The sequence below is a fragment of the Cellvibrio sp. UBA7671 genome, assembly GCA_002483145.1.
GTDB lineage: Bacteria > Pseudomonadota > Gammaproteobacteria > Pseudomonadales > Cellvibrionaceae > Cellvibrio > Cellvibrio fibrivorans.
Genome location: DLHJ01000019.1, coordinates 296860 through 320254 on the forward strand (window position 1 = coordinate 296860; position 23395 = coordinate 320254).

Genomic DNA, 23395 nt, shown 5'->3' on the forward strand with positions numbered 1-23395 from the left:
ATGAGCGCGCCTGCTGCTGACACGAAGTTTATAGGTGATGTCGCCCGCTGGTTAAATGAGGTGGTGATAGGGTTAAATCTCTGCCCCTTTTCCGGCAAGCCGACCCGCGAAAATCGCGTGCGCTTTTTTGTCAGCAACGCCACTGACGATGAGATGCTCTTGCAGGATTTACAGCAAGAAATGGAATTACTCGACCAAAAACCAGCAAGTGAAATAGAAACGACGTTGGTTATTGTTCCTCATCATTTACAAGATTTTTTTGATTACAACCAATTTTTAAATTGGACGAATCAATTACTCAAGCGCAATCGTTGGGTTGGCGTTTATCAACTCGCCACCTTTCATCCTCAGTATTGTTTTGCTCACGCCGAGCCGGATGATACCGAAAATCTTACCAATCGCGCGCCTTATCCAATCTTGCATATTATTCGTGAAGCCAGCTTGGAAAAAGCGCTGGAGTATTTTGCAGATGTGGAAGAAATACCAGAAGTGAATAAGACGCGGGTGGAAAGTCTAAGCGCAGAAGAAAAACAGAAGTTGTTTCCGTATCTTTTTGGGCGCTAGCTGAATTCTGTGAATATTTCTATCAGCGCAATGAGCAATCCCTTGCTCACTACGTTGATTACGCTTTAATACTGCACTTGAAAATTAATAAAAACCTCTCTGCCGATATAATCATAGCCGCTGTAGAGTGGTGCTGTACCTACGCGATTAAAGTAGCCTGCTGAAATTTGTGGAGGTATTTCATTGGTTAGGTTGCGGACCCCAAAGGTTGTTTTCCAAGAGTCTGCTTGAAAGCGTGCGGAGATGCGATGTTCCAGATAGCTTGGCACTGTGTAATCAGAAAAACTTTCTTCTGGTAATTCGTCAGCTTCTTTGTAACCGTCCATGCTGCTAATCCACTCCACACCATAGAGAAATTTCCAGTTATCAAGCGCATAACCTATTTCCCCTGAGCCACCGAATTCGGGACTTTCCAGGCTTCCGTTCACATCTTCTATTGGTTCGTCTGCGAAAAGTCTTGATGATTGCTCGTAGTAGCGCGTCACGCTCAGATTGACTAACAGGCTGCCGGGTCCGATGTCTTGTGAAAAGTCGGTGCTGATATCAAGCCCTCGCACCACTTCTGTAGCCAGATTGGTGTAGGCATCGTTCACGGTAAGTTGTTTGGTAACAGGGTCACGTGTGACTAATCTGCATAGACCTCGATCTTCAGCAAACTCGGCAGAATCGTAACAGCGATCAAGAATTTCATCTTCTCCTGCTTTTTGTACGCCGTTATCAATTTGAATATCAAAATAATCAATAGTGATACTCAAGCCTGTGGTGTCGGAAATTGCCGGATCGAAAATAATTCCGTAACTGGTGTTCTCTGATGTTTCCGCAAATAATCCGGCGTCCGCACCGCCCAGACTAAATACTTCAACACCTTGAGTTGCCTGAAATTCTGGCTGCCCCGGTAATTCCTGTGTGCAGTTAATGACTCGGTTTGGATTTACCCCATCACTACCATAGTCATTACAGGGGTCAATAGATGCCGGACGAAAACCGCTAGTCGGCCCTTGAAATTGCTCGAATAGTGCCGGCGCACGGAAGGATGTTCCGCGTGATCCTCTGACCGATACCCAATCCGTAGGTGAATAAATAAAGCCCATTTTGTAGGTGTCATCTGAACCGTAAGAATCATAATCCGTGTAGCGAACTGAGCCATTAATAGTAAGCTCTTTAACAAATCTTGCATCGGCTAAGATCGGGATTTGAATCTCGGTATAGTATTCGCTGACGTCATCCTCACCGGACGTAGGAGTCGCAATGCTCAGATTATAGAGATTGCCCGCGATGCTATTTTCATCGGGCTGGTCTTTGAGCTCCATGCGGCGATGTTCAATACCAAATACTCCTTGCGCTGTCCCTGCAGGAACATTGAAAAGAGGGCCATCAATAATGGCACTATAAATAGATTCCTCGTATTCAGTGGAGCCTTGGGTGTTTTGGAAAATATAATCTTTAAAATCCTGTGGCAAATTTCCTCCGACAACAGCTGCCGTTAAGCGTGGAAGAAGAATGCATTTTTCATTGGGATCAGTGAGATTGATTTCGCAAGTGAGACCGTCGCGCACCAGGCTTGAATCTACTGCGCTGGTTGCCGTTACGGCATCACTGGCATAGGTTAATTTATCAATAAGAAATGAATTGCGTTCGTAGGTTGCGTCGGATTTTGCGTAGCTGGTGTAGAGGTCATAGCGCCAGTCGGGCAAAAACTCGAGGTCTCCGCGCAGGCCAACAGTGGGTTTGTAAAAATCGACATTCTGCTCGCTGCTGTCATTGCCAAAGCCGATGAACGCGCGCACACCAACGCGTTCACCTCCACTGGTTCCCTGATCTGCACCAAAGTTGCCGTATGCAAGCTCCGCGGGGATTAGTGGACTACCGCGACGATAATCCAGCGAGAGTTGGCGATAGCCCGTTTGGTTTGACTCGCGTCGTGATGCCAATAGTTCAGCATAGATTTCGGCGTTGCCAAGTGACTCCAGTTCATACTTGCTCTGCAGGAAGCCCGTGTAGTTTTTTGCGGGCGAAATTAAATCTTCATTGAGCATACGCGGCTCAAAAGTATCACGTACGTTAATACTGTTGCTGCCGCCGCCAACGCCCTCATAACCAATCAACCCGGTTGTTACTGCCGGGTTTGGACGAAAACGCGTAAAGGTTGTTCCTGAAGATCCCGGGCCTCCGACAACCGGGCCGTTAAGGCCAAGTGTGCTCCAGTTGGCTGCCGTTACTGCCTGTGTGCCAATGGTATTGACCGTCACCCCATTCGAGCCAGAGGCAGTGGCTGGGTAACATTTGGATTTGCCGGTGCGTGGGTCAATATAATCATCGGAAGCGCCTGTTACAGGGTCGCGAAAAAGATCTTCGTTGCAACGAGTCCAATCCCTGTCTGCCAAGGTGAGAGGTTTTCGCTCGTAATAATCGAAAGAACCAGAGAGGGAAAGTCTCTCTTCATTCATGCCGCCAGTTATTGATAAGCGAATTTGTTCGCCATTGTCTTCGGTGGGGTAGTTGAAGTCACCTTCAATGGCGAATCCCTCAACTTGCTCACGTGTTATGACGTTAATGACTCCACTGACAGCATCAGATCCATAAATCGAGGAAGCGCCATCGCGTAACACTTCTACGCGTTCAATCATTGCGGTTGGTAATACATTCAAATCTGCAGTGCCTACTGCGCCTTGCGTGCCTGATGGTGCAACACGACGCCCATTAATGAGCACCAGAGTTCTACTTGCACCTAAACCACGCAAAGAAATTGTATTGGCACCCGGGCCGCCATCGGTCACATAGCCGCCGTAAGCGTTATTAATTTGCGATGTTCCTCCTGTAAGTACATTTGATTGCAGCAGATCCATTGTGGAATTTAATCCGGCTGCAGCGGCGTCTTCCCGCGTCATCATTTTAATTGGGGAAATAGTTTTGAGATTTGTTTGGCGTATACGCGAGCCGACCACCACAAGTTCTTCAACTTCATCGGCAGCAGGTTCAGCTGATGTTTGGCCGAGGGTAGGAGTACTGGCTAGCAGCATTACGCTGCTAATAGGTAACACATACTTGGTGAAAGAATTTGCTAGTAATTGAATCGCTTGATGCAAAACAGTTTTAGTAAACATCATATCTCCTTAAGCATTCTGTCTGGCTGAATGGGCTCAGGAAGTGCACCAGGCAAATTGATTTGCGCGATGCGCTTACTAATTTTTTTGAAGCGGGTTTCCATTGGTATAGTGGTTTCTTCAGTGAGTGACTAGCAAGAAGCCTGCCGTAGAAAAGATTGGAGATTGTGTGATGTTGCGCACAAGCAAGGATTAATTATTGCGCGCAATTTTATCATTGCGAACAGAGGTGCCAGTGTGAATCATTAAGCGACAAACCAGTTTGTCGCTTAAAATTTCATTTAAAATAGAGGAGTAAAAACGCCAGGGAGGGGGATTGTTTTTTATAAATTATTTTTTGTTTAGATAGGCCTGCTAAAACAATCAATTAATTCCATCACCGCTTTTGCTTCACTCACACTGCAGGGATTATCCCGCTCATCGCGAAAATAATTATTGACCTGTTCAATCATCGGTTGCTGGATATGTTGTGGGTTGGGGACGATAATTTCCTGCTCGCCATCGCTGTTGGTTAGATGAATAACTTGTTGACCAAAAAAATTAATGGTTAGTTTACCTGTTGTGCCGATAATTTCGCACAGATCGCGAGTTTGCGCCTGAGCCACGGCGTAATGCCAGCGGCCTTGCAAAACTACGCCACTGTCAAATTTTGCCCACCCATGCACGCAGTCATCAGCTGCATTAAATCGGCGTTGGTTGTAGCCAAAACCACTTGCTTGCACTACTGATCCAAACCAATAAATCATTAAATCTAATTGATGTGGTGATAAATCGTGAAATAAACCGCCGCCAGACAGGGCGGGATTCACTCGCCAGTTATCATCTGTTTCAGTAATAATTTTTGATTTTGCGGGTTGCAGCATATCCAGCTGCACCATTAGTGGCTGACCGATTGCACCAGAGCGAATCAACTCGCCGACTTTCATAAAGCAGGGCACATAGCGGCGATAATGCGCAACGCTGACTTTTTTGCCGCTGGTTTTCTCTGCCGCGATAATCGCATCGCATTCGGTGGCATTAAGGGTGACAGGTTTTTCGATGTACACATGCTTGCCGGCATTTAATGCGGCAATTGCGTAGTCTTTGTGCTGTGCTGGTGGTGTGGCGATATAAACGGCGGTGATGTTGGGATCGGTGAGCAGTGCTTCGGCATTGTCGTGCCATGAATCTACATTGTGGCGGGCCGCAAAATCTTTGGCTTTTTCACCGTTGCGGCGCATTACCGCCGCGAGTTGTGAATTGGGTGCTTTATAAAACCCGGGGCCGCTTTTTAGTTCACAGACATCACCAACACCAATAATGCCCCAGCGAATGATTTTTTCAGCCCCCATCTTCTTCTCCATCTCTATTTCACTTTCATTTTTACACTAATGTAATTTTATCTTTTTCAATCAAAATTTTACGCTGCTTATAAAGCAAGCTGAGGGCATTTTTGTAATTGCCTTTGCTGACATTAAACACTTTGTAAATTAATTCAGGTTCGCTTTTGTCGGTCAGATAAGAAGTGCCGCCCTGGCGCTGCAAATCGGCGAGAATTTTTTCAGCCAGATCTTCTTTGCTGTCGCGCGCTTGCGCTTGCAGGCTTAAATCGATTTTGCGGTCGGGTCGGATACTTTTGATATAGCCTTTGACTTTTTCACCGTAGAGCAGTGTGCGGAAAGCTTCGTCGCGGAAGATCAAACCCAAATGGGTGTGGTTGATGACGGCTTTGTAACCCATATCGCTGCGGCCACAAATAATTAAATCCACCGCTTGTTTTACACTCAGCCCGCTCGCGCGTTCTTCCAAGTGACGGCTCAGGCGCGATGAGGCGGTAATGCGGCCGGTGTATTCATCCTGATAAATACACACTACGTAAGAGCGGCCAGCTTCCATGGGTTTGTGTTGTTCGCCGTAGGGCACCAGCAAATCTTTTGGTAGACCCCAATCCAGAAACGCGCCGACGTTGTTGACTTCTTTTACTTCGAGAAAGGCGCACTCTCCGACCATGGCTTTGGGTGTGAGGGTAGTGGCGATAATGCAGTCATCGGAATCCAGATAGATAAACACATCCAAAATCCCACCGATTTTCATATCCTCGGTAACATAGCGCTTGGGTAATAATATGTTGCCAAACTTGCCACCATCGAGAAAAATGCCGAAATCGGTGTGTTTGACGATGGTTAAGCGGTTTTGTCGGCCAATTTGTAACATACTGAACTCATTCTCGCGGTTAGGTGCAGATAAGACGGTTGCATCAATAGTGCACAGTTTATTAGCAAGGGTGGGTTAAGGCCAGTAAAACTCCCGCGGCCCCTTGGTTTTGTTTATAGTCCTGTTGGTTTTTGATTTTTTGTATCAGTTTAGAGTCGTTATTTATGCAGTTATTTTCGTTTGATTATGCCAATCGTGTGTTTAGTGTCGATGCAACCCCGGCGAGCGGGGAGGAGCAGGTTGCAGTGGATACTGTGGTGGTATCGCAGAAGCGCAATTTTGGTATTACCAGTGAGCATAGTTTTGTATTGGATGACCTGGGTGAAGTGAAATTGATCTATGTGCTCAATATGCGCGCGGCCGATGTCAATTATGAATTGTGGGTAAATGGTGAGCGGGTGATTGAGGCTGCTGCACGAGTATCGGTTGCGCAGCAAGAGTCTTTTAGCGAAGCCCAAGTGCAATCCGAACAACTGGCGATGCCGATGAATAAACCAACAAAACCCAATTCCTGGTTATCGATTGGCTTGGTTGCCTTTAAATTATTGAAAGCAGTGCAGGTTGTTAAGGTTGCGCTCCTGGCTGCATCCGTTGCTGTATATAGCGTGATGTTTACGTTGGAATTTGCGTTCGCATTAATTGCGGTGTTGGTGTTCCATGAATATGGGCATTTGCGTGCAATGAAAAAATTTGGCCTGCCCACCAAAGGTATGTATTTAATTCCGTTTGTGGGTGGCATTGCGGTGGGCGATATGCCCAAGACCCGCTGGCAGGATGTGTACATTTCCATGATGGGACCGGTGTATGGTTTGATAATGACGGTGGCGTTTTATATTGTGTATCTTGTTACCGATAGCCATTTTGCCGGTTTGGTTGCATCCACCAGTGCGCTGTTAAATTTATTTAATTTAATTCCTGTCTATCCGCTCGATGGCGGGCGCGTGGTGAAATCACTGGTATTTTCCGGACGCAATTATTTAGCTTTGGTTGCGTTGCTTGCGATCTCGGCGGCGTGTTTTGTCTTGGCATGGAAACTTGGATTTTATTTCATCACCTTTTTTATTGTATTGGGTGTGATTGATATTGTGGCGGGTTGGCGCGTTGGTTTGGCAGAAGATATTACCCCGCTCAAAACCTACGGCATTTGGTTTTCAGTGCTTTGGTATTTGGTAGTCGTCGCGATGTTTTTAGGCATGATTATGTTGATCGCACAGGACGGTTTGCCCGGTTCGGAAATTGCGCTCAAGGTGTTGGCATCTTAATCATCTAAATGACATTTTTTATTTGGTGCAAAAGGCTCGCCGTACGGTGAGCCTTTTTTGTTTTCTGATCTAAACTTGAATGAGGCTAATGGCCTTGCCGGTTAGTTAAATATTGAAATGCCGGCTAATTCAATAATTAAGAAAAGGAAACGCTTATGCACGCACATCTTTGGAAAAATCCCGTCGCTAAAAAAATTCTCGCCTCTGTTATGAGTGCTATCGCACTGACATCATTCAGTGGTGTGTTGTATGCGCAAATTGGCAGCGCCAGTTTGTCCGGTATTATTGAAGTGAGTGACAAACCTACAGCGGGCATAGAGGTTACCGCGGTCAATATCGCTAATGGCCACAGCTATAAGGTCGTCACCCAAGCCAATGGGGGATATTTATTTACCGGGTTGCCGCCAGGCGATTACCGCTTGGCAATTGCAGGAAAAAATCTTCAAGAGCAGCAACAAATTAATTTGCGTGTGGGACAGAAAGTCAATCTGAATATTGAGCTTGGCAAGGCGAACCCTGAACAACCGGTAGAGGAAATGCTAGTGCTAGGCACTCAGGTGAATTACAACTTGGGTGGTGAAATCGGTACCAATATTTCGCTGGAGCAGATTGAATCCCTACCGCAAACCACGCGCAATTTTTTGGCGTTTGCGGATTTGGCGCCCGGCGTGCAATTTAACGAGGGGCAGGATGGCAGCACCAGTATCCAGGGCGGTGCCCAGAGTCCGAATGCAATCAATATTTTTATCGATGGTGTCGGGCAAAAAAATTATGTTTTGCGCGGTGGCGTAACCGGGCAGGACGCCAGTCGCGGTAACCCTTTCCCACAATCCGCGATTGCAGAATACAAAGTCATCACGCAGAACTATTCCGCGGAGTACGACCAACTCAGTAGCGCAGCGATTGTCGCAGTCACAGCCTCTGGTACAAATGAATTTCACGGTGGATTTTTTTACGATTACTCTGATGAAGGTATGCGTGAAAAAAATCCAAATGAGTTAAAGGACAATAAAAAAATACCCAGCCAACAAATACAGTATGGCGTTAATGTCGGTGGGCCAATTATTCAGGACAAGCTGCATTTCTTTTTTGCCTATGAAGGTAAAAGTAATAGCGATCCACGCGATGTCGTTGTGGGTGCCGGTTACGATGTTAATAAGTTGCCCGCTAATGTGCAAGCCAAGCTGGGCGGCGTTAGCGCGAGTTTTGAGGAGGATCTGTATTTCGGTAAATTGAGTTATGTGATCAATGATGCGCAAAAAATCGAGCTGACTGCCAAGTATCGAGATGAGACAGAATTAACCGGTATAGGTGGGCAGCGGCCACTCGAATTTGGCACAGATAAAAATAATGAAGAAACCCGCGTTGTGCTCAGCCACAACTGGCGTACCGATAATTGGCTCAATGATGCACGCATCACTTACGAGGATTACACCTTTAATCCGCGCCCGCATACTCTGGGTAACGGGACTATTTTATTGAATGCGGGTAAACAACTGGTATTGAGCACGGGTGCAGGGCGTGACTATCAGGAAAAAAGCCAATCCGGTTGGGCACTGCAAGAAGATTTCACTTACATTGCCTTGGCAAACCATCAATTAAAAACCGGCATTAAATATAAGGAAGTTGAATTAACCTCGGTGGAGCAGCAGCCGTTTAATCCGCAATACAGTTACAACATCGATTATTCATGGACGCAGCCTTATATGGTGGAGTGGGGCGCACCTTTGGCCGGTATTGGCAATGGTGCTGCAGTGGCGGATAACAAACAACTCGGCTTGTATTTTCAGGATGACTGGAGTGCGACCGAACGTTTGACGATTAATGCAGGCTTGCGCTGGGATTATGAAGAGTCCGATGCGTATCTGGATTACAAAACGCCTGATGCTGTAGTGACTGCACTGCGTGGCTGGAGCAATCTCGACAATTCCAATATCAATGTCGATGATTACATCAGCACTGGCAATAACCGCGATACTTTTAAAGACGCTTGGCAACCGCGTTTGGGTTTTAGTTATGACATAGGCACCGATAATAATCTGGTTCTATTTGGCGGTGCTGGCCGCGCGTTTGATCGCAATTTATTTGATAACTTGCAGCTAGAAGCCACCAAAGCCACCTTCCCAACCTATCGCGTGAATTTTGATTCAGAAGATCCGCAAAATAATTGCGACCCTGCTGCCAGCAATTGTGTGGCATGGGATCCGAAATATTTAACGGCGCAAGGGCTGGATGAATTGCTCTATGCAAATTCAGGTGCAGGGCGCGAAGTGTTTTTGGTGAATAACGATTTAAAAACACCTTATTCGGATCAATTCAGTTTAGGTGTGCGCGGCACTTTGGGAGATTGGGATGCTGAATTCAGTTTGTCGCATATCAAAAGCGAAGATGGTTTTGTATGGATGCTGATGAATCGTCGACCTGGCGGTAGTTTTTTTGATGGCAACAGCACCTGGGGGCAGCCATGGGGATTTGGCATTCCTGGGTACAGCAATGGCTTGATCGGCATGAATGCCTTGGAATCCAAAGCCGATTCACTCTACATCAAATTGGATAAACCCAAAGTCGATGATTATTGGGGGATGACGGTTGCCTACACCTACACCGATGCGCAGGACAGACGCAAAGCGGGTGAGGTTTTTGCGCTGGATTATCCGGATATCGACGATTACGGTTGGCACGATTCGCTCTCGGTACCTGAGCATCGTTTGGTGATTGCCGCACTCTTTGATTTGCCGAATGGTTTTGATTTGTCGGCAAAATTAAATCTGGAAAGTGTAAAAACCTATCAGGGTACGGATTGCCGCGCGGGTTGGAATGCTTGCCGATACAATACTTTTCAACCGGATGGCGATGGCTTTCTCGGTTACAAACAATTGGATGTTGCTATTAGCAAACAGTTTGCGACGGGTATGATCGCTCAGGATAGTTATATCACTTTGCGCCTGGATATTTTAAATGTCACCAATGCGGTGAATCACGGAGGTTATCAGGATTGGTTTGGTGGAGCTGGCGAGAATTTGCCAGCCAATTTTGCGCAGCCTAACGGCACCTTTAACGGGCCGCCAACAACCTTGAAGTTGGGTGTGAATTGGGCGTGGTAAATATTTGTGACGGATAAAAATAATCCCCGGTTTTTGGCCGGGGATTATTTTTTAACGGTCGTCATTCTTGATTAAACATACTTGCTATAAAAACGGATCATCTTCGTCAGCAGGGAAGTAGCGCTCGGCAGTAATGACATCGGCCTTGATTCTGTGCGCGAGTAAATCATCGACATCCTGATTAACGCGGTTGATGAGCGGCAGGGCTTCATTGCGATCCAGAGATTCGAGTAATGCATTGCCCCAGATGGAAACATGGCGCAAATAAATCGTGCGCGTATCCGCTTTTTTCGCCCACTCGCCAGATACCAGTCGGCCGATGCGATTTATTTTGTAGCGAATTTCTTTTACCTGGCTTGGGTCTTCTACCTGGGCCACCAATTCGTTTGTCATTTTGATCCAGCCGCGGCGATACAATTCCCAGCCACTGTAAAAGCGCACAATCCAGGTGAGGTATTCCTCTTTGGTCTGGATTTTTTTATTGGCCTCATCTGCCTCATAGATTTTGAGGAAATAGGCGCGGGATGGCATGTCGCTGGGCCAGGCATCTGCCTGCTTAACAATTTTATTACTGCTACAAGCGAAAAGGCTGCTGACCAATATTACTGCGGCTATAACGCGGGTTAGGGGTGCGATTTTCTGCATAAACAAAATTGGGCTCTATGTAATACGCGGGGTTGTTAATGGAGTGTGGCGGATGAATGTTGCAGTAGTATAAAAGTTTGCACGCGTAATGGACAGGCGGGAAGTTGGTTTAGGAGTTATCAAAAAGTTATAGCCCCAAGCCAAGTGTCGGTTTGGGGCTATTAGGGTTACTCATAATGCTAGCGTTCGCGACCACCGCGCATTTCAGTGCGGCCACCACGATCTGAATCGCCCCCTCCTGTGCGCTCGATACGTTGCGGGCGCTCACTGCGCTCCATCCGCTCCACTCGTTCAACCCGCGGGGCTTCACGGCGCTCGACTTGTTGAACTTGTGGGCGTTCAACCGGTTGGGCACGTTCGACCGATTGCGCGCGTTCGATACGTTGAATGGTCGGGCGTTCAACTCGGTTATGCTGCTGTGCTTGCTGGATACGTGGGTCTGTCCGTTGCACGCGCTCTGTCGATTGGGCGCGTTGCACATCGGTGCGCTCGACGCGGTTGCTGCGCTCATTGTTAAGACGATTTTCCCTGTTGCGGTTTTCGCCCTGTTCAGTCTGCTGTCTGCGCTCTATCTGACGAACATCACCACTTTGGCGCTCGGTACGATTGCCCTGTTCGCGACTTTGGACATTGCCCAGATCGCGCCCGTTGCGGTTGTTCATCCGCTCGCGCAATTGTTCTGCGCGCGGTTGGGGGCTTTGCACGGCTCTATCGCTGTTCACGTTGGCCCTGTTAGTCGTGATTTGGCCAGCTTGACGGCGCTCTAAGCGTTGTACCGCCTGATCATCGCGCCCCTGACGTTGGTCGCGCGCAGCATTGGGTGCGATGCGGCCATTGCCGCGATTCTCGCCAAGGTAACCGCCGCGATTGCCATTGTTGTCGCGCAGGCTGGCGCGATACTGTTGGGTGTCGCGATAGCTTTCGCGTGGGCTGTGGAAGCGCTCGCGGGTGTGGTTATCGTGATAGGCAACACCGCGTCTGTGCGCCGGATTGTGGTGCCAATGTCTGGCATTGCTGTGACGAACCACGCTGCGGCTATCGTAAAAACGGTGGCCGTGATGGTGGTGATGGTCAACTACAACAACGCGGCGATCGCGCCAGTGGCAGCCGCTGAAATAAAAGCGCGGGCCTATATGAACGCGGGGTCCCCAGTAAAAGCCGGATACAAACACATAGCTGCTAGGGTAATGCCAATATACCGGTGGATAATCCGCCCACCACCAGTTGCCATAGACCACGCGGGTATCGTAAGCGGGCACGTAGACAACGCGCTCGACCGAAGGCTCAATCACAATGACTTTATCTTCGCGCACTACACGTACATGCTCGACTTTATCGAGATTGCCTGAGGCATAAGCGCGGTTGCGAAGTTTCTGGATGCTGTCCATCACCCGCTCTTCATCGGCAAGGAAGGCATCGCCCAGCTGTTGGGTCCAATCCAGGTCGTCGCTCATACGCTGCAAAATGTCGGGGAACGCGACCAGCGCTTTAACACTCGGGTCCCAATCCTGGTTATCGACAGCATTGACAGCATCATCGCCTTTCAAGCGACTGTTGTTGCGCGCCCAGCGGTCAGCTTCGACCACTTCTAGCGGGTAAGTCGAGGCGATAAGAACGTGTGAGAGCACGGTATCCGGATAGAGGGCGATGGGGGCCAGCAGTGAGTCCAGCTGCGCCTCACTAAAGCTGGCCTGTGCCGCTATGGTGCTATAGCTCGTCTTGTCCACTGCCTGGGTGGTGGTGCAACCCACCAGTAATGGCAGCAGCAGGCTGATCGTTAACGCAAGTTTTCCTGGGCGTTGCAGAAGCTGGCTAGTCATGATGGTTCTCGCTCGGATACCGGTTATTACCCTCTCAGAGGGCGGAGTGGTGCCAATGGTTCATTTATAGGAGCCTGGCGCTTAACGCGAGCTGAACTAGGTGCAGACTCTTGCTTGACTAATCAGGTGGCGCCCCGATAATGGCGCACTTTTGCGATATCCATCCTAAACACACATGGCGCAGATACGCCGGGTAATAGAGAGTAGCGCATGATCGATGTGAATTTTCAGTTAAAAGGCAGTGCTATTACCGTAGTGGTGCTGGCGATTGTCCGCTATGAGCCCAAGAGTTTGTTGGCGGAGTTAAAAGAAAAGGTCGTCCAGGCGCCACAGTTTTTCAATAACTCCCCAGTATTGATCAATCTCGACCGTTTGGAAAACCCCGAATCCTTGAAAAAACTCGGGGATTTGCTGGCAATTTGCCGCGAACTGGATTTACAACCACTAGGTTTTAGCGGCGTACCTGAGGTATTGTTAGCGGCAGTTAATAAGACCGGTCTGGCAGTGCTGCCGACCCCCAGCGAACGCGCGCTTAAACTGCCAAAACAGGAAGCGGCACCCCAGGCAGTTGAGGCAGTGATCGAACGCGTGGTGGAGACGGTGGTCGAAACCGTGATCGAAGAGCGACTGGTTCAGCGGCAGAGTAAAGTCGTCACCCGCCCGGTGCGCTCCGGCCAGCAAATTTACGCTGAAGGTGCAGATTTGATTGTGCTGGCGCAAGTGAGTGAAGGGGCTGAAGTACTGGCCGATGGCCATATCCATATTTACGGCACTTTACGTGGTCGCGCGTTGGCCGGCGTAAAAGGCGATGAAACCGCGCGTATTTTTTGCCAGCAAATTGAAGCCGAATTAGTGTCGGTCGCCGGTAATTTTGTACTGCAGGATTCACTGCCCAAAGAACTGTTAAAAAAGCCGGTGCAAATTTCTCTTAAGGGCGAAAAGGTTGTTGTCGAAGCCCTTGTCAGTAATTAAGCCTGGTGAGTAAATAAATTTCTGCATCCATTTATTGTTTATTTTTTTGGATGTTATTTTTTTAGACATTGAATATTTTACAGGAGCCTTCCCTTGGCCAAGATTATCGTTGTTACATCAGGTAAAGGCGGTGTGGGCAAAACCACATCCAGCGCAGCAATTAGCACCGGTTTGGCGATGCGCGGCCATAAAACTGTGGTTATCGATTTTGACGTCGGCCTGCGTAATTTGGATTTGATCATGGGCTGCGAACGTCGTGTAGTGTACGATTTTGTCAACGTGATTAAAGGTGAAGCGACCCTGAATCAAGCGATGATCAAAGACAAGCGCACTGAAGGTCTTTACGTATTACCCGCATCGCAAACCCGCGACAAAGATGCATTGACCCGCGAAGGCGTTGAAACAGTCATTAACGAACTCGCCAAAGATTTTGAATTTATTGTGTGCGATTCTCCTGCCGGTATTGAGCAGGGCGCATTGATGGCATTGTATTTTGCCGACATCGCGATTGTTGTGACCAACCCGGAAGTGTCTTCGGTGCGCGACTCGGATCGAATCCTCGGTATTCTGCAAAGTAAATCGCGCCGAGCAGAACAAAATCTGGAACCGATCAAAGAACATTTGTTGTTGACTCGCTACAACCCGGTGCGTGTTGAAGCGGGTGAAATGCTCAGCGTGAATGATGTGGAAGAGATTCTGGCAATCCCATTGCTCGGTGTAATCCCGGAATCAGAAGCGGTATTAAAAGCGTCTAACCAGGGTACACCAGTGATTCTGGATGAAACGACACCAGCTGGACAAGCCTACAACGATGCCGTTGATCGCCTGCTCGGTAAAGAAATACCACACCGCTTCCTTGAAGCGGAAAAGAAAAGTTTCCTGAAGCGTTTGCTGGGGGTATAAGCCGTGAGTATTCTGGATTTCCTCATCAAAAAACGTGCGCCCTCGTCGGCCTCGGTCGCCAAGGAGCGTTTGCAAATTATCGTTGCGCACGAGCGCACCAAACGCAATTTAAGCCAACCGGATTTTCTGCCACAGATGCAGCAAGAAATTATTGCGGTGATCCGTAAATATATCCATATCGAATCCGATCAGGTCACAGTTAATCTCGACAATTCCGATAACTGTTCGGTGTTGGAATTGAATATTACCTTGCCGGATTAAAGCGTTATGCTGCATGACCCACGCAGCAGGAAAAAAGGGATGCGCCGACTCTGGTGCATCCCTTTTTTATTGCACTACATTTTTTGTTATCCATCTGGCTTTGATTTATGAATATTGATTTTCATTCCTTGCCTGCTGACCAATTGGTAGTATTCGATTTTGAAACTACCGGTCTCTCACCTGATATGGGCGATCGGTCAATTGAAATTGGCGCCGTGCTGATTGAAAACGGAAAAATTACCGGCCGCTTTCAGCAGTTGATGAATCCCGGTGTACGCATTCCACTATTTATTGAGAATCTCACCGGCATTACCAATGCGATGATTAACGAATCGCGTAGTAACACTGAAGTAATGAGCGATTTTTACGATTTTATCGCCGGCCGCAATCTGGTTGCACACAACGCCAGTTTTGATGAGCGCTTTCTGCGCGCGGAATTTCGTCGTATTAAAAAGCAGTGTTCGTCAGGTATTGCCTGCAGTTTATTAGCCGCACGCCGCATCTTTCAAAATGCCCCCAACCATCAATTGGCAACTCTGGCGCAGTATAAAAATTTGCCCAGCGATGGCGTTTACCACCGCGCCTTGGCAGATGCCGAAGTCACAGCGCATTTATGGTTGAGTTTATTGGCCGAGTTACGCGAGCAGCATGAGTTTGATGAACTCACATTTGGCTTTATGCATACACTGACTAAAACGCCCAAGCACCAATTGCGTCAGTTTTATGCAAAACACAAGGTTAAATCTCCAGTTATCTAATCAAGACTGGTTATGAATACTAAGGAGTCGATCTGCAATGCAACACAATTTTATTAAAACCGTTGCCATTTTTATCCTACTGCTTCTGGTCAGCTGTGGCACGCTCATCAAGCCCAATGTAAAAACCGGCATAGTGCAACTGGAAAAAGGTTCTTACCAGCTCGATCAAACCCACGTCGCTGTTTTATTTAAAATCAACCACATGGGCTTGTCTACGTTTGTGGGCCGTTTTAATAAAGTCGATGCAACGCTGGAGTTTGATCCTGCTAATATTGCCGCTGCTAAATTGTCGGCGATAATCGATGTTGCCAGTATCGATGCGAATAATCCCGATTTGGAAGAGACCTTGCGCGGTAGCAGTTGGCTCGATACTGAAAAATATCCGCAAGCGTTTTTCCAAACTACCAATGTCAAAGTGCTTGACCAACATTCTGCGATATTTTCCGGTGATTTAACCCTACACGGAGTGACGGCCCCAATTGATTTAACTGTTACCTTTAATGGCGGCGCTAACAATATGCTTACCGGCTTCTATACTTTAGGTTTCTCTGCTGCCAGCACTTTGAACCGCTCGACGTTTGGTGTGGATTATTTAATTCCCGCGATTGGTGATGCAGTGGCAATTGAAGTCTTTGCTGAGTTTCAAAAAAATTAGCTTAACAACATTGGTTCGACAAAAAATAGTTCAACAGTAATAAAAACGATTATTTTTCAGGAGTTGTTATGACCACTCACTTTCTTATTGGCGGCAACGGCGCTCAATCAGCACAGTTGAACTTGCGTATGGCGAATCGCCACGGGTTGATCGCTGGTGCAACGGGTACGGGTAAAACTGTGAGCTTGCAAGTGCTCGCCGAAGGTTTTGCCAAAGCCGGTGTGCCGGTATTTATGGCCGATATTAAAGGCGATTTGTCCGGCCTCGCCAAAGCCGGCAAGCCACACTCCAAAGTGGATGAGCGTGTGCAGCTGATGAATATTACCGATTACCAGCAACGCTTATTCCCCTGCGTATTTTGGGATTTGTACGCAAAAAAAGGCCATCCGGTACGCGCCACTATTTCAGATTTTGGCCCGCTGTTATTGGCGAATTTTTTCGATCTCAACGAAACCCAAACCGGTGTGCTCTACGCCGCGTTTAAAATTGCCGATGACCAGGGCATGTTGATGCTGGATTTAAAAGACCTGCAAGCCATGCTCAATTGGATGAAGGACGAACGTAAAACATTGGAGGATGAATACGGTGGTATCAGCGAGGCCAGCATCGCCGCCATCCAACGTCGGTTAATGATGTTGGAGCAAGAAGGTGCAGATCAATTTTTTGGTGAACCGGCGCTGGATCTAAATCACCTGATGCAAATCACTCTTGAAGGTACTGGCGTCATCAATATTCTCGATGCCACCACCCTTGTCAACCAGCCCAAACTCTACGCGATATTTTTACTCTGGTTAATTTCTGAATTATTTGAAAATTTACCTGAGCAGGGCGATGCCGATAAACCCAAATTGGTATTTTTCTTTGATGAGGCGCATTTGCTGTTTAACGATGCGCCTAAATTATTGGTCGATAAAATTGAACAAGTCGTGCGCTTGATTCGCTCTAAAGGCGTGGGTATTTATTTTATCTCCCAAAGCCCTGCCGATATTCCCGATACAGTGCTCGGCCAATTGGGCAACCGCGTGCAACACGCGCTGCGCGCTTACACACCCAAAGACCAGCAAGCAGTAAAAATTGCGGCGCAAACTTTTCGCCCCAATCCAGCATTTTCAACCGAAGCGGTGATCACTGAGTTGGGTATAGGGGAAGCATTGGTATCGGTATTGGATGAGAAGGGTTCACCCACACCGGTTGAGCGTGTGATGGTTGCGCCGCCTGCATCGCGTATTGGCCCCTTGGCCGATGAGGAGCGCACCGAGGTAATGGGGCGCTCACCTTACAAGGCGATTTATAACCAAATAATTGACCGTGAGTCTGCGTATGAAATTTTAAAAGGGCGTGTTGCCCAGCAAGCACAAACCGAGCAGCAACAAATAATCCAGGAGCAGTTGCGCGTTGAGCAGGAGCGCATTTTTAAACAGCAGCAAAAGGAACAGGTGCAACAACAGAAAGAGCAGGCGCGTGCACAGCAGCAAGCTGAGCGCACAAGTGCACAGCGTGCAACGGCGGTAGATGCCTTTGCCAAAAGTGCAGCACGTGCGATAGGCAGTAGCCTTGGTCGACAAATCGTGCGCGGCATCCTCGGGTCGCTGTTAGGCGGACGGCGTTAGGCCGCGTAATGTTATTGTCGGATTCATCGGCTATAGTGAAGTAAATATTCCGGCCAAGTAAAACATTCTGGCGAAATAAAACAGGATCTACTTGGGTCATTTAACCGTTAATGTGGGGTAGCAAAACGTAAAACAGCAAGGAAAATTCAGCATTCGTCATGTCAAATAAGACTGCACTTTTCAATGGATGGTCAGGTGCAGTCATAAAATGTTGAGGATGCAGCATGAAAAAAATGACAAGCATAGGAGGGCAATCCTCCATGTTAATGCCGATGTTAAACTGCTTTTTCTTGAGCCTTCTTCTTTATGGTGCTGCCAGCCAGGCTACAAAACCCGTTGAGGATGATACGATTTATTTAGATCAGGGCTGGGATCATCATACCCGCCAAACGCTATCCTTCACTTCTTTTGGTTCCCGATTTATTCCCTACGCCTGGTTTCTCGCGCTGGAGCAGCCTGATAATTCCCGCTCATTTCGCGATAATGATTATCTGTCTGCAATGGGTTTTATTTCTACAATTGCAGACCAATACAATCCAGATGGATTACCAGTTGGACTGGTACGCGATAGCGATAAAAAAAATGGTGATGCTCTAGGTATGACGTGCGCATTTTGCCATACCGGGCAAGTCAGGATTCACGGCAAACGTATTCGCATTGATGGCGGTCAAGCGTTGGTTGATTACACACAATTTGAGCAGGCAACACTAGCCGCACTAAAAGCAACGCTCACTGACAATGAAAAGTTTTCTCGTTTTTCCCAACAAGTCATTGCCAGTGAACCAAGCGCAACACTGACACCACAACTGCTGAAAACCCAATTGCAAACTCGCATTGCAGAATTGGAAAAACACTACGCTGTTAATGCAACCGAGGTCCCCTACGGGCACGGGCGGCTGGACGCATTTGGGCAAATTTTTAATGCGATTGCCGTTGAAGCACTCAATATGCCCGAAAATATTCGCGCACCCAATGCGCCTACCAGCTATCCGGTATTGTGGGATGCATCGCATTTAAACATCGTACAGTGGAATGCATCGGCGCCCAATAAAGAACCGGGGCCACTATTTCAAAATGCGATTACGGCACTCGCGGTTTACGGTATTGTCTCCGTATCCAAAGATAAACTCACTTATCAATCATCAATTCGCATCAGTAATCTCGGTGATATACAGCGAGATTTTTATCAGCTCGTCGCACCGCAATGGCCGGTAGAAATTGCCGGAGCTCTTGATGCAGAAAAAGTTGCTGTTGGTAAAAAACTCTATGATCAGCATTGCTTGAAATGCCACAGCATTGTTGATCCAACTAATAGAAAACGTAAGTTGCAGGCAGTACTAACCCACTATAAAGAAGTGGGTACTGATCCGTTAATGGCAGAAAATTTTATCCAGCACAAAGTGAAAAGCGGCTTGTTGGAGGGCGATAAAGTCATGGTGTTATTTGGCGACAAACTCCCTGCGGAAACCTCGCCGCTGGACTTGGTCACCCATGTAGCAACTGGCGCACTCTTTAACCAACCATGGCAAACCACAAAGGCATTGTTTAAAGAATATCGTTCCAATGATGCACCGCCCGAGCAAACGGTGTTTAACAGTTATAAGGCTCGCCCCATCAACGGTATCTGGGCGTCTGCACCTTATTTGCATAATGGTTCAGTTCCCAGCATTTATGATTTGTTACTGCCGGCGGAACAGAGGCCAGCAACATTTTATGTCGGTAACATTGAATTGGATTTGGTAAAAGTGGGACATGTTTATAGCGCGGCGCCTAACACCAGTTTTTTCGATACCCGCCTGCTCGGTAATTCTAATGCGGGGCATGAATATGGCACCCAACTCAATGATGAGGAGCGGTGGGCCTTGGTAGAGTATGTAAAAAATTTATAATTCTGCAAAATTTACACAAATGTAACCGCTTGTTAGTAAACAGAAGGCATACGCTTTCTGTTTACTACAGCATCAATAAATCCCTCCAAATAAATCCAACTGCGTTAAATACAAACGCAAATCAAATTCGTACTGATGATAGTTGGGTTCCATATGCCGGCAGAGTTGATAAAAGGCTTTGTTATGCTCTTTTTCTTTGAAATGCGCTAATTCGTGCACGACTATCATTTTTAGAAAGGCTTCCGGGGCAGTGCGGAACACGCTAGCGATTTTAATCTCATTAACGGTTTTTAATTTGGCTCCCTGTACCCGGCTAATGTAATGGTGTTGGCCGAGTGCATGTTGAATAACTTTTATTTTGCTGTCGTAGCCCACCCGGCTCAGGGGCTGGGTTTTGCCCATATATTCACTTTTGATGTTTTGGGTGTACTGGTAGAGCGCATTGTCGGTGCGTACATCGTGAATCTGTGGATAGCGCTTAAGTAATACTTCGCCAAGGCGGCCTTCTGCGACGATTTGCTGGACTTGCTGCAGGGTTTCGGTGGGGTAGCCGGTGAGATATTTCAAATGTGACATGCTGACCTATGCGTCGCTGGGTACGTGAATAACCGTATGGCGAATGGCTATAGGCGGCAATTATAAAGGTTGTTATTGGTTTAGGGTCAATACCAGGTTGTTTTCATCAGTGCATTTTAGGGCGTTCACTGCATTAAAGTGGGGCGCTTGATGTCTGCATTGTGAAAAATAGGTAACCATGATGCGTTCGATTAGTGGATTTATCGAGTGCGACTTTTTTCTGCAGGATTTTTTTCACATTCTGTGTGTGCGCTTTTAGCGAAAAGTCGTTAATCAGCGTAGGTAGATTAATTCTTGGCCTGATAAATGCTTTGACTAAATATGCAGCAGAAGGGTATTCGCTAAAACTTCATGTGTCGTTTCACCTCCCGCTGCTAAAAACGTAATTTACCTATTAGTAATTTATTTGCATATTCGTACTTTACTCATGAGTGATTCGCATGGAGGTAGTAATGAGCGATTTATCGGTAGAAGGCGTTGCGGTCAATCCCATTGGCTTATCAAGTGAACCGCCTGTGGTTCGCTTCCATCATTCGAAAATACTTGCGCTATTTCGCGCGCTCGATAGCGCCCTCATCGTATTTATGCTGTGGGGTTGCCTCAAATTATTGGGGTTAGAGTGGAATAATATTTACACCGGCTTTGCTATTAGCGCGGTGATTATTTTCGGTTTTTTTGCCGAGAGTAATGAAGTGTATTATTTGTGGCGTGGCCACTCGATGATTGATTTATCCATTCGTTTATTCCTCGCGTGGTTTGCTACCTTATTGTTCTTGGTTTTGTCACTGGTAGTAGTTTATCCATTTACGACATTGAGTTTACTGGCGATATCTGTCTGGTTCGTAACAACCCCCGGGGTGATGATTGCGATGCATATCGGGCGGCGGCTGTTGCTGGCCAAATTGCGTGCAAAGCCTACTGAACCGCGCAGAGTTGCGATTGTAGGTGCTAATGATTTGGGTCTGCGGCTAATTAATTCCATGTCTGTTATGCCTTGGTTGGGTTACAAGGTGACTGGTTTTTACGACGACCGGGCACCTAGCAATGATGTGGGGCGCCGCCTGTTTGGAAAGAACATTGAAGTGAAAGGCGGTCTGGAACAACTGTATCAGGATGCGCACGATGGCAAGATTGATATTGTTTTCGTGGCGCTCCCTATGCGTGCGGAGTTGCGTATGCATTCGGTGATTGATCGCTTGGCCGATACGACAGTCTCCCCCTACGTGATTCCCGACGTATTCAGTTTTGACTTGTTACATTCGCGCCTGACTTGTTTGCAGGGCATTCCTGCGCTGAGTATCTACGATTCGCCGCTGGTGGATAACAGCTGGGCGAAACGTTTGGAGGATCTAGTGCTGGGGCTGGGTATTTTAATGGTACTGGCGATTCCTATGTTATTGATTGCTGTCGGTGTAAAGATTACATCGCCTGGGCCCATTTTTTTCAAACAGACTCGTTACGGCATGGGGGGCGATCGCATCAAAGTGTGGAAGTTCCGCTCCATGACGGTATGTGAAGATGGCGCTAATGTTGCACAAGCAAAGCGTGCGGATCCACGTATTACGCCTTACGGAAATTTTTTGCGTCGCACATCGCTCGATGAGTTGCCGCAATTGTTTAATGTGATCTCCGGTAGTATGTCGCTTGTTGGCCCGCGTCCACACGCCGTTGCACATAACGAATTTTATCGTGGCCAAATTAAAGGATATATGTTGCGTCATAAAGTGAAGCCTGGCATTACCGGGTTGGCGCAAGTGAATGGCTTTCGCGGTGAGACCGAAACGTTAGACAAAATGTCTGGCCGTATTGCTTATGACTTGGAATACATCCGCAATTGGTCGGTGATTTTGGATATCAAAATTTTATGGAAAACTATTTTCAAGGGTTTCGTCGGACAGAATGTTTATTGATGTGTGTGCAAAAAAAAAATGGCTGCGTTTGCTGCAATGGATGGTTATAGCACCACTTGCACCGGCAACCGTCGCAGCTCCCGATCGCGTTACCCTTTCGGTGGGCGCGCAAGAATACTGGGACAGTAATTTTGCGCGCAGCGCTGATGTGGATTCAGAGCATTACACTCGCTCCGTAGTTTCGCTCGCACTAAATGAGCGATTGAGTAAACAGGATTTTTCGCTTGGTGTGAGTGGCAACCGCTATGAGTACACGCAGCGTGATGATCTGGATGTCGATTTTGTTGAAGGCAATGCCAGTTGGCGCAGTGACTGGAGTTCACGCATTAAAACCTCGGTGAATTGGACGCGTGATGCCTATGCGGTAGATCGATTGGAATTTGCCGATAAAGATGTAGTTTCACTTAATAATTTTACTGGCCAATTGACTCTCGGTACGCGCAAACATCTTGGCATTACTGTCGGCGCCCGGCAGGCAACGCAGACTCATTCCAATGACCTGCGCGAATCTCTGGATTTTGATGAAGATGAATGGTTTGTGGCTGGCACTTACAACACACCCAATAAATCTTCATTAAATGTGCGCTTGCGCGAGGGTGAACGCTTGTATGTTCACTTGGTGCCTGGTGATTTACGCGTGTTGGATTTTGATTATCGCCAGTTGGAGTTAGAAGGTAACTGGGCACTCACGCGCAAGACGCAATTGGGATTTACCCTGGGACGCTTCAAGCGCGAAGGAGAGATCAACGCCGGCACTGGTACTCAAGCGCTGGTAGATTTGGGCTGGTCAGTCAGCGAAAAGCTCAGCTTTTCACTCAGCTACAGCCAGAGTGAACCTGCTGTTGGTGAAACATCAGATTCACCGGCGGATGTGCGCACCAGCAAACTTGCACTGAGCTGGGAGCCTTCGCCCAAATGGTTACTCAGCATGGATGCTGCCTATAGTGAACAGACTTACCTCCAGCGTTTGATGGAACCGGCGCGTGCTGAAACCATCACGGCAGTTAGTCCCTTGACGCTGACCTACCGTTTCTCTGATTTGCTCAATATTCGCCTCGATAGCCAGTGGGTGGATCGCAAATCGCCACTGTTTTACCGAGATTATGACTATGCACTGGCCAGCCTGGGGCTGACGCTGGTTTTCTAAGATATTGTTTGATGCATTGATT

The 23395-nt window shown here is 47.6% G+C and carries 18 protein-coding genes; 12 read left to right on the plus strand and 6 right to left on the minus strand.

Translation table 11 applies throughout. The features are described from left to right. Positions 1 to 564 carry a DUF1415 domain-containing protein gene (locus B4E62_RS20300; RefSeq protein ID WP_331353343.1) on the plus strand — a complete coding sequence of 188 codons (564 nt, stop codon included), beginning with the start codon at positions 1 to 3 and terminating at the stop codon, positions 562 to 564. A gap of 65 nt (positions 565 to 629) precedes the next feature. Here B4E62_RS20300 and B4E62_RS20305 read toward each other — a convergent pair whose 3' ends face one another. The 3 genes from B4E62_RS20305 to B4E62_RS20315 all read right to left on the minus strand — a co-directional run bounded on the left by B4E62_RS20305 (position 630) and on the right by B4E62_RS20315 (position 5861). Continuing rightward, positions 630 to 3668 (minus strand): TonB-dependent receptor domain-containing protein, encoded by a 3039-nt coding sequence (locus tag B4E62_RS20305; protein ID WP_310074896.1) that lies wholly within the window; start codon positions 3666 to 3668, stop codon positions 630 to 632. Between the two features lie 341 nt (positions 3669 to 4009). Then, a complete protein-coding gene (locus B4E62_RS20310; RefSeq protein WP_331353344.1) occupies positions 4010 to 4999 on the minus strand; it encodes a Gfo/Idh/MocA family oxidoreductase in 990 nt (329 codons plus the stop codon). A 31-nt stretch (positions 5000 to 5030) separates the two neighbouring features. Continuing rightward, on the minus strand, positions 5031 to 5861 hold the full coding sequence (locus B4E62_RS20315; RefSeq protein WP_310074892.1) for a CvfB family protein: 831 nt from the start codon (positions 5859 to 5861) through the stop codon (positions 5031 to 5033). 164 nt (positions 5862 to 6025) lie between these two features. On the opposite strand from B4E62_RS20315, the gene B4E62_RS20320 reads away from it, so the two are divergent. Together B4E62_RS20320 and B4E62_RS20325 are read left to right on the plus strand one after the other, a co-directional pair. After that, positions 6026 to 7123 carry a site-2 protease family protein gene (locus B4E62_RS20320; RefSeq protein ID WP_310074890.1) on the plus strand — a complete coding sequence of 366 codons (1098 nt, stop codon included), beginning with the start codon at positions 6026 to 6028 and terminating at the stop codon, positions 7121 to 7123. Positions 7124 to 7278: 155 nt separating this feature from the next. Beyond that, on the plus strand, positions 7279 to 10227 hold the full coding sequence (locus B4E62_RS20325; protein WP_331353345.1) for a TonB-dependent receptor: 2949 nt from the start codon (positions 7279 to 7281) through the stop codon (positions 10225 to 10227). 84 nt (positions 10228 to 10311) lie between these two features. Here the strand turns inward: B4E62_RS20325 and B4E62_RS20330 are convergent, their stop codons facing one another. Continuing rightward, the gene (locus B4E62_RS20330) at positions 10312 to 10758 is read right to left on the minus strand and encodes a hypothetical protein (protein WP_310074886.1); all 447 of its coding nucleotides are present in this window, start codon (positions 10756 to 10758) and stop codon (positions 10312 to 10314) included. Positions 10759 to 11051: 293 nt separating this feature from the next. Then, positions 11052 to 12692: a DUF3300 domain-containing protein gene (locus B4E62_RS20335; protein ID WP_331353346.1), complete on the minus strand. Its 1641-nt coding sequence runs from the start codon at positions 12690 to 12692 to the stop codon at positions 11052 to 11054. Between the two features lie 210 nt (positions 12693 to 12902). On the opposite strand from B4E62_RS20335, the gene minC reads away from it, so the two are divergent. The 7 genes from minC to B4E62_RS20370 all read left to right on the plus strand — a co-directional run bounded on the left by minC (position 12903) and on the right by B4E62_RS20370 (position 19740). Beyond that, the gene (minC, locus tag B4E62_RS20340) at positions 12903 to 13664 is read left to right on the plus strand and encodes a septum site-determining protein MinC (RefSeq protein ID WP_331353347.1); all 762 of its coding nucleotides are present in this window, start codon (positions 12903 to 12905) and stop codon (positions 13662 to 13664) included. Between the two features lie 93 nt (positions 13665 to 13757). Next, a complete protein-coding gene (minD, locus tag B4E62_RS20345; RefSeq protein ID WP_310074879.1) occupies positions 13758 to 14567 on the plus strand; it encodes a septum site-determining protein MinD in 810 nt (269 codons plus the stop codon). 3 nt (positions 14568 to 14570) lie between these two features. After that, positions 14571 to 14828 carry a cell division topological specificity factor MinE gene (minE, locus tag B4E62_RS20350; RefSeq protein ID WP_310074877.1) on the plus strand — a complete coding sequence of 86 codons (258 nt, stop codon included), beginning with the start codon at positions 14571 to 14573 and terminating at the stop codon, positions 14826 to 14828. A 107-nt stretch (positions 14829 to 14935) separates the two neighbouring features. Then, positions 14936 to 15586 (plus strand): 3'-5' exonuclease, encoded by a 651-nt coding sequence (locus B4E62_RS20355; protein WP_331353348.1) that lies wholly within the window; start codon positions 14936 to 14938, stop codon positions 15584 to 15586. 37 nt (positions 15587 to 15623) lie between these two features. After that, entirely contained in the window at positions 15624 to 16241 is a 618-nt protein-coding gene (locus B4E62_RS20360; RefSeq protein WP_331353349.1) for a YceI family protein, read from the plus strand. 68 nt (positions 16242 to 16309) lie between these two features. Then, positions 16310 to 17851 carry a helicase HerA-like domain-containing protein gene (locus B4E62_RS20365; RefSeq protein ID WP_331353350.1) on the plus strand — a complete coding sequence of 514 codons (1542 nt, stop codon included), beginning with the start codon at positions 16310 to 16312 and terminating at the stop codon, positions 17849 to 17851. A 224-nt stretch (positions 17852 to 18075) separates the two neighbouring features. Beyond that, positions 18076 to 19740 (plus strand): di-heme-cytochrome C peroxidase, encoded by a 1665-nt coding sequence (locus tag B4E62_RS20370; protein WP_331353351.1) that lies wholly within the window; start codon positions 18076 to 18078, stop codon positions 19738 to 19740. Between the two features lie 72 nt (positions 19741 to 19812). On the opposite strand, the gene B4E62_RS20375 is transcribed toward B4E62_RS20370, so the two are convergent. Then, positions 19813 to 20316, minus strand: a complete 504-nt coding sequence (locus B4E62_RS20375; RefSeq protein WP_310074861.1) for a M48 family metallopeptidase — start codon at positions 20314 to 20316, stop codon at positions 19813 to 19815. Positions 20317 to 20768: 452 nt separating this feature from the next. Here B4E62_RS20375 and B4E62_RS20380 point away from each other — a divergent pair, with 452 nt between their 5' ends. Together B4E62_RS20380 and B4E62_RS20385 are read left to right on the plus strand one after the other, a co-directional pair. Then, entirely contained in the window at positions 20769 to 22226 is a 1458-nt protein-coding gene (locus tag B4E62_RS20380) for an undecaprenyl-phosphate glucose phosphotransferase (RefSeq protein ID WP_310074857.1), read from the plus strand. Then, entirely contained in the window at positions 22216 to 23373 is a 1158-nt protein-coding gene (locus B4E62_RS20385) for a hypothetical protein (RefSeq protein ID WP_310074855.1), read from the plus strand. The genes B4E62_RS20380 and B4E62_RS20385 overlap by 11 nt, the downstream gene beginning before the upstream one ends. Positions 23374 to 23395 lie beyond the last annotated feature (22 nt).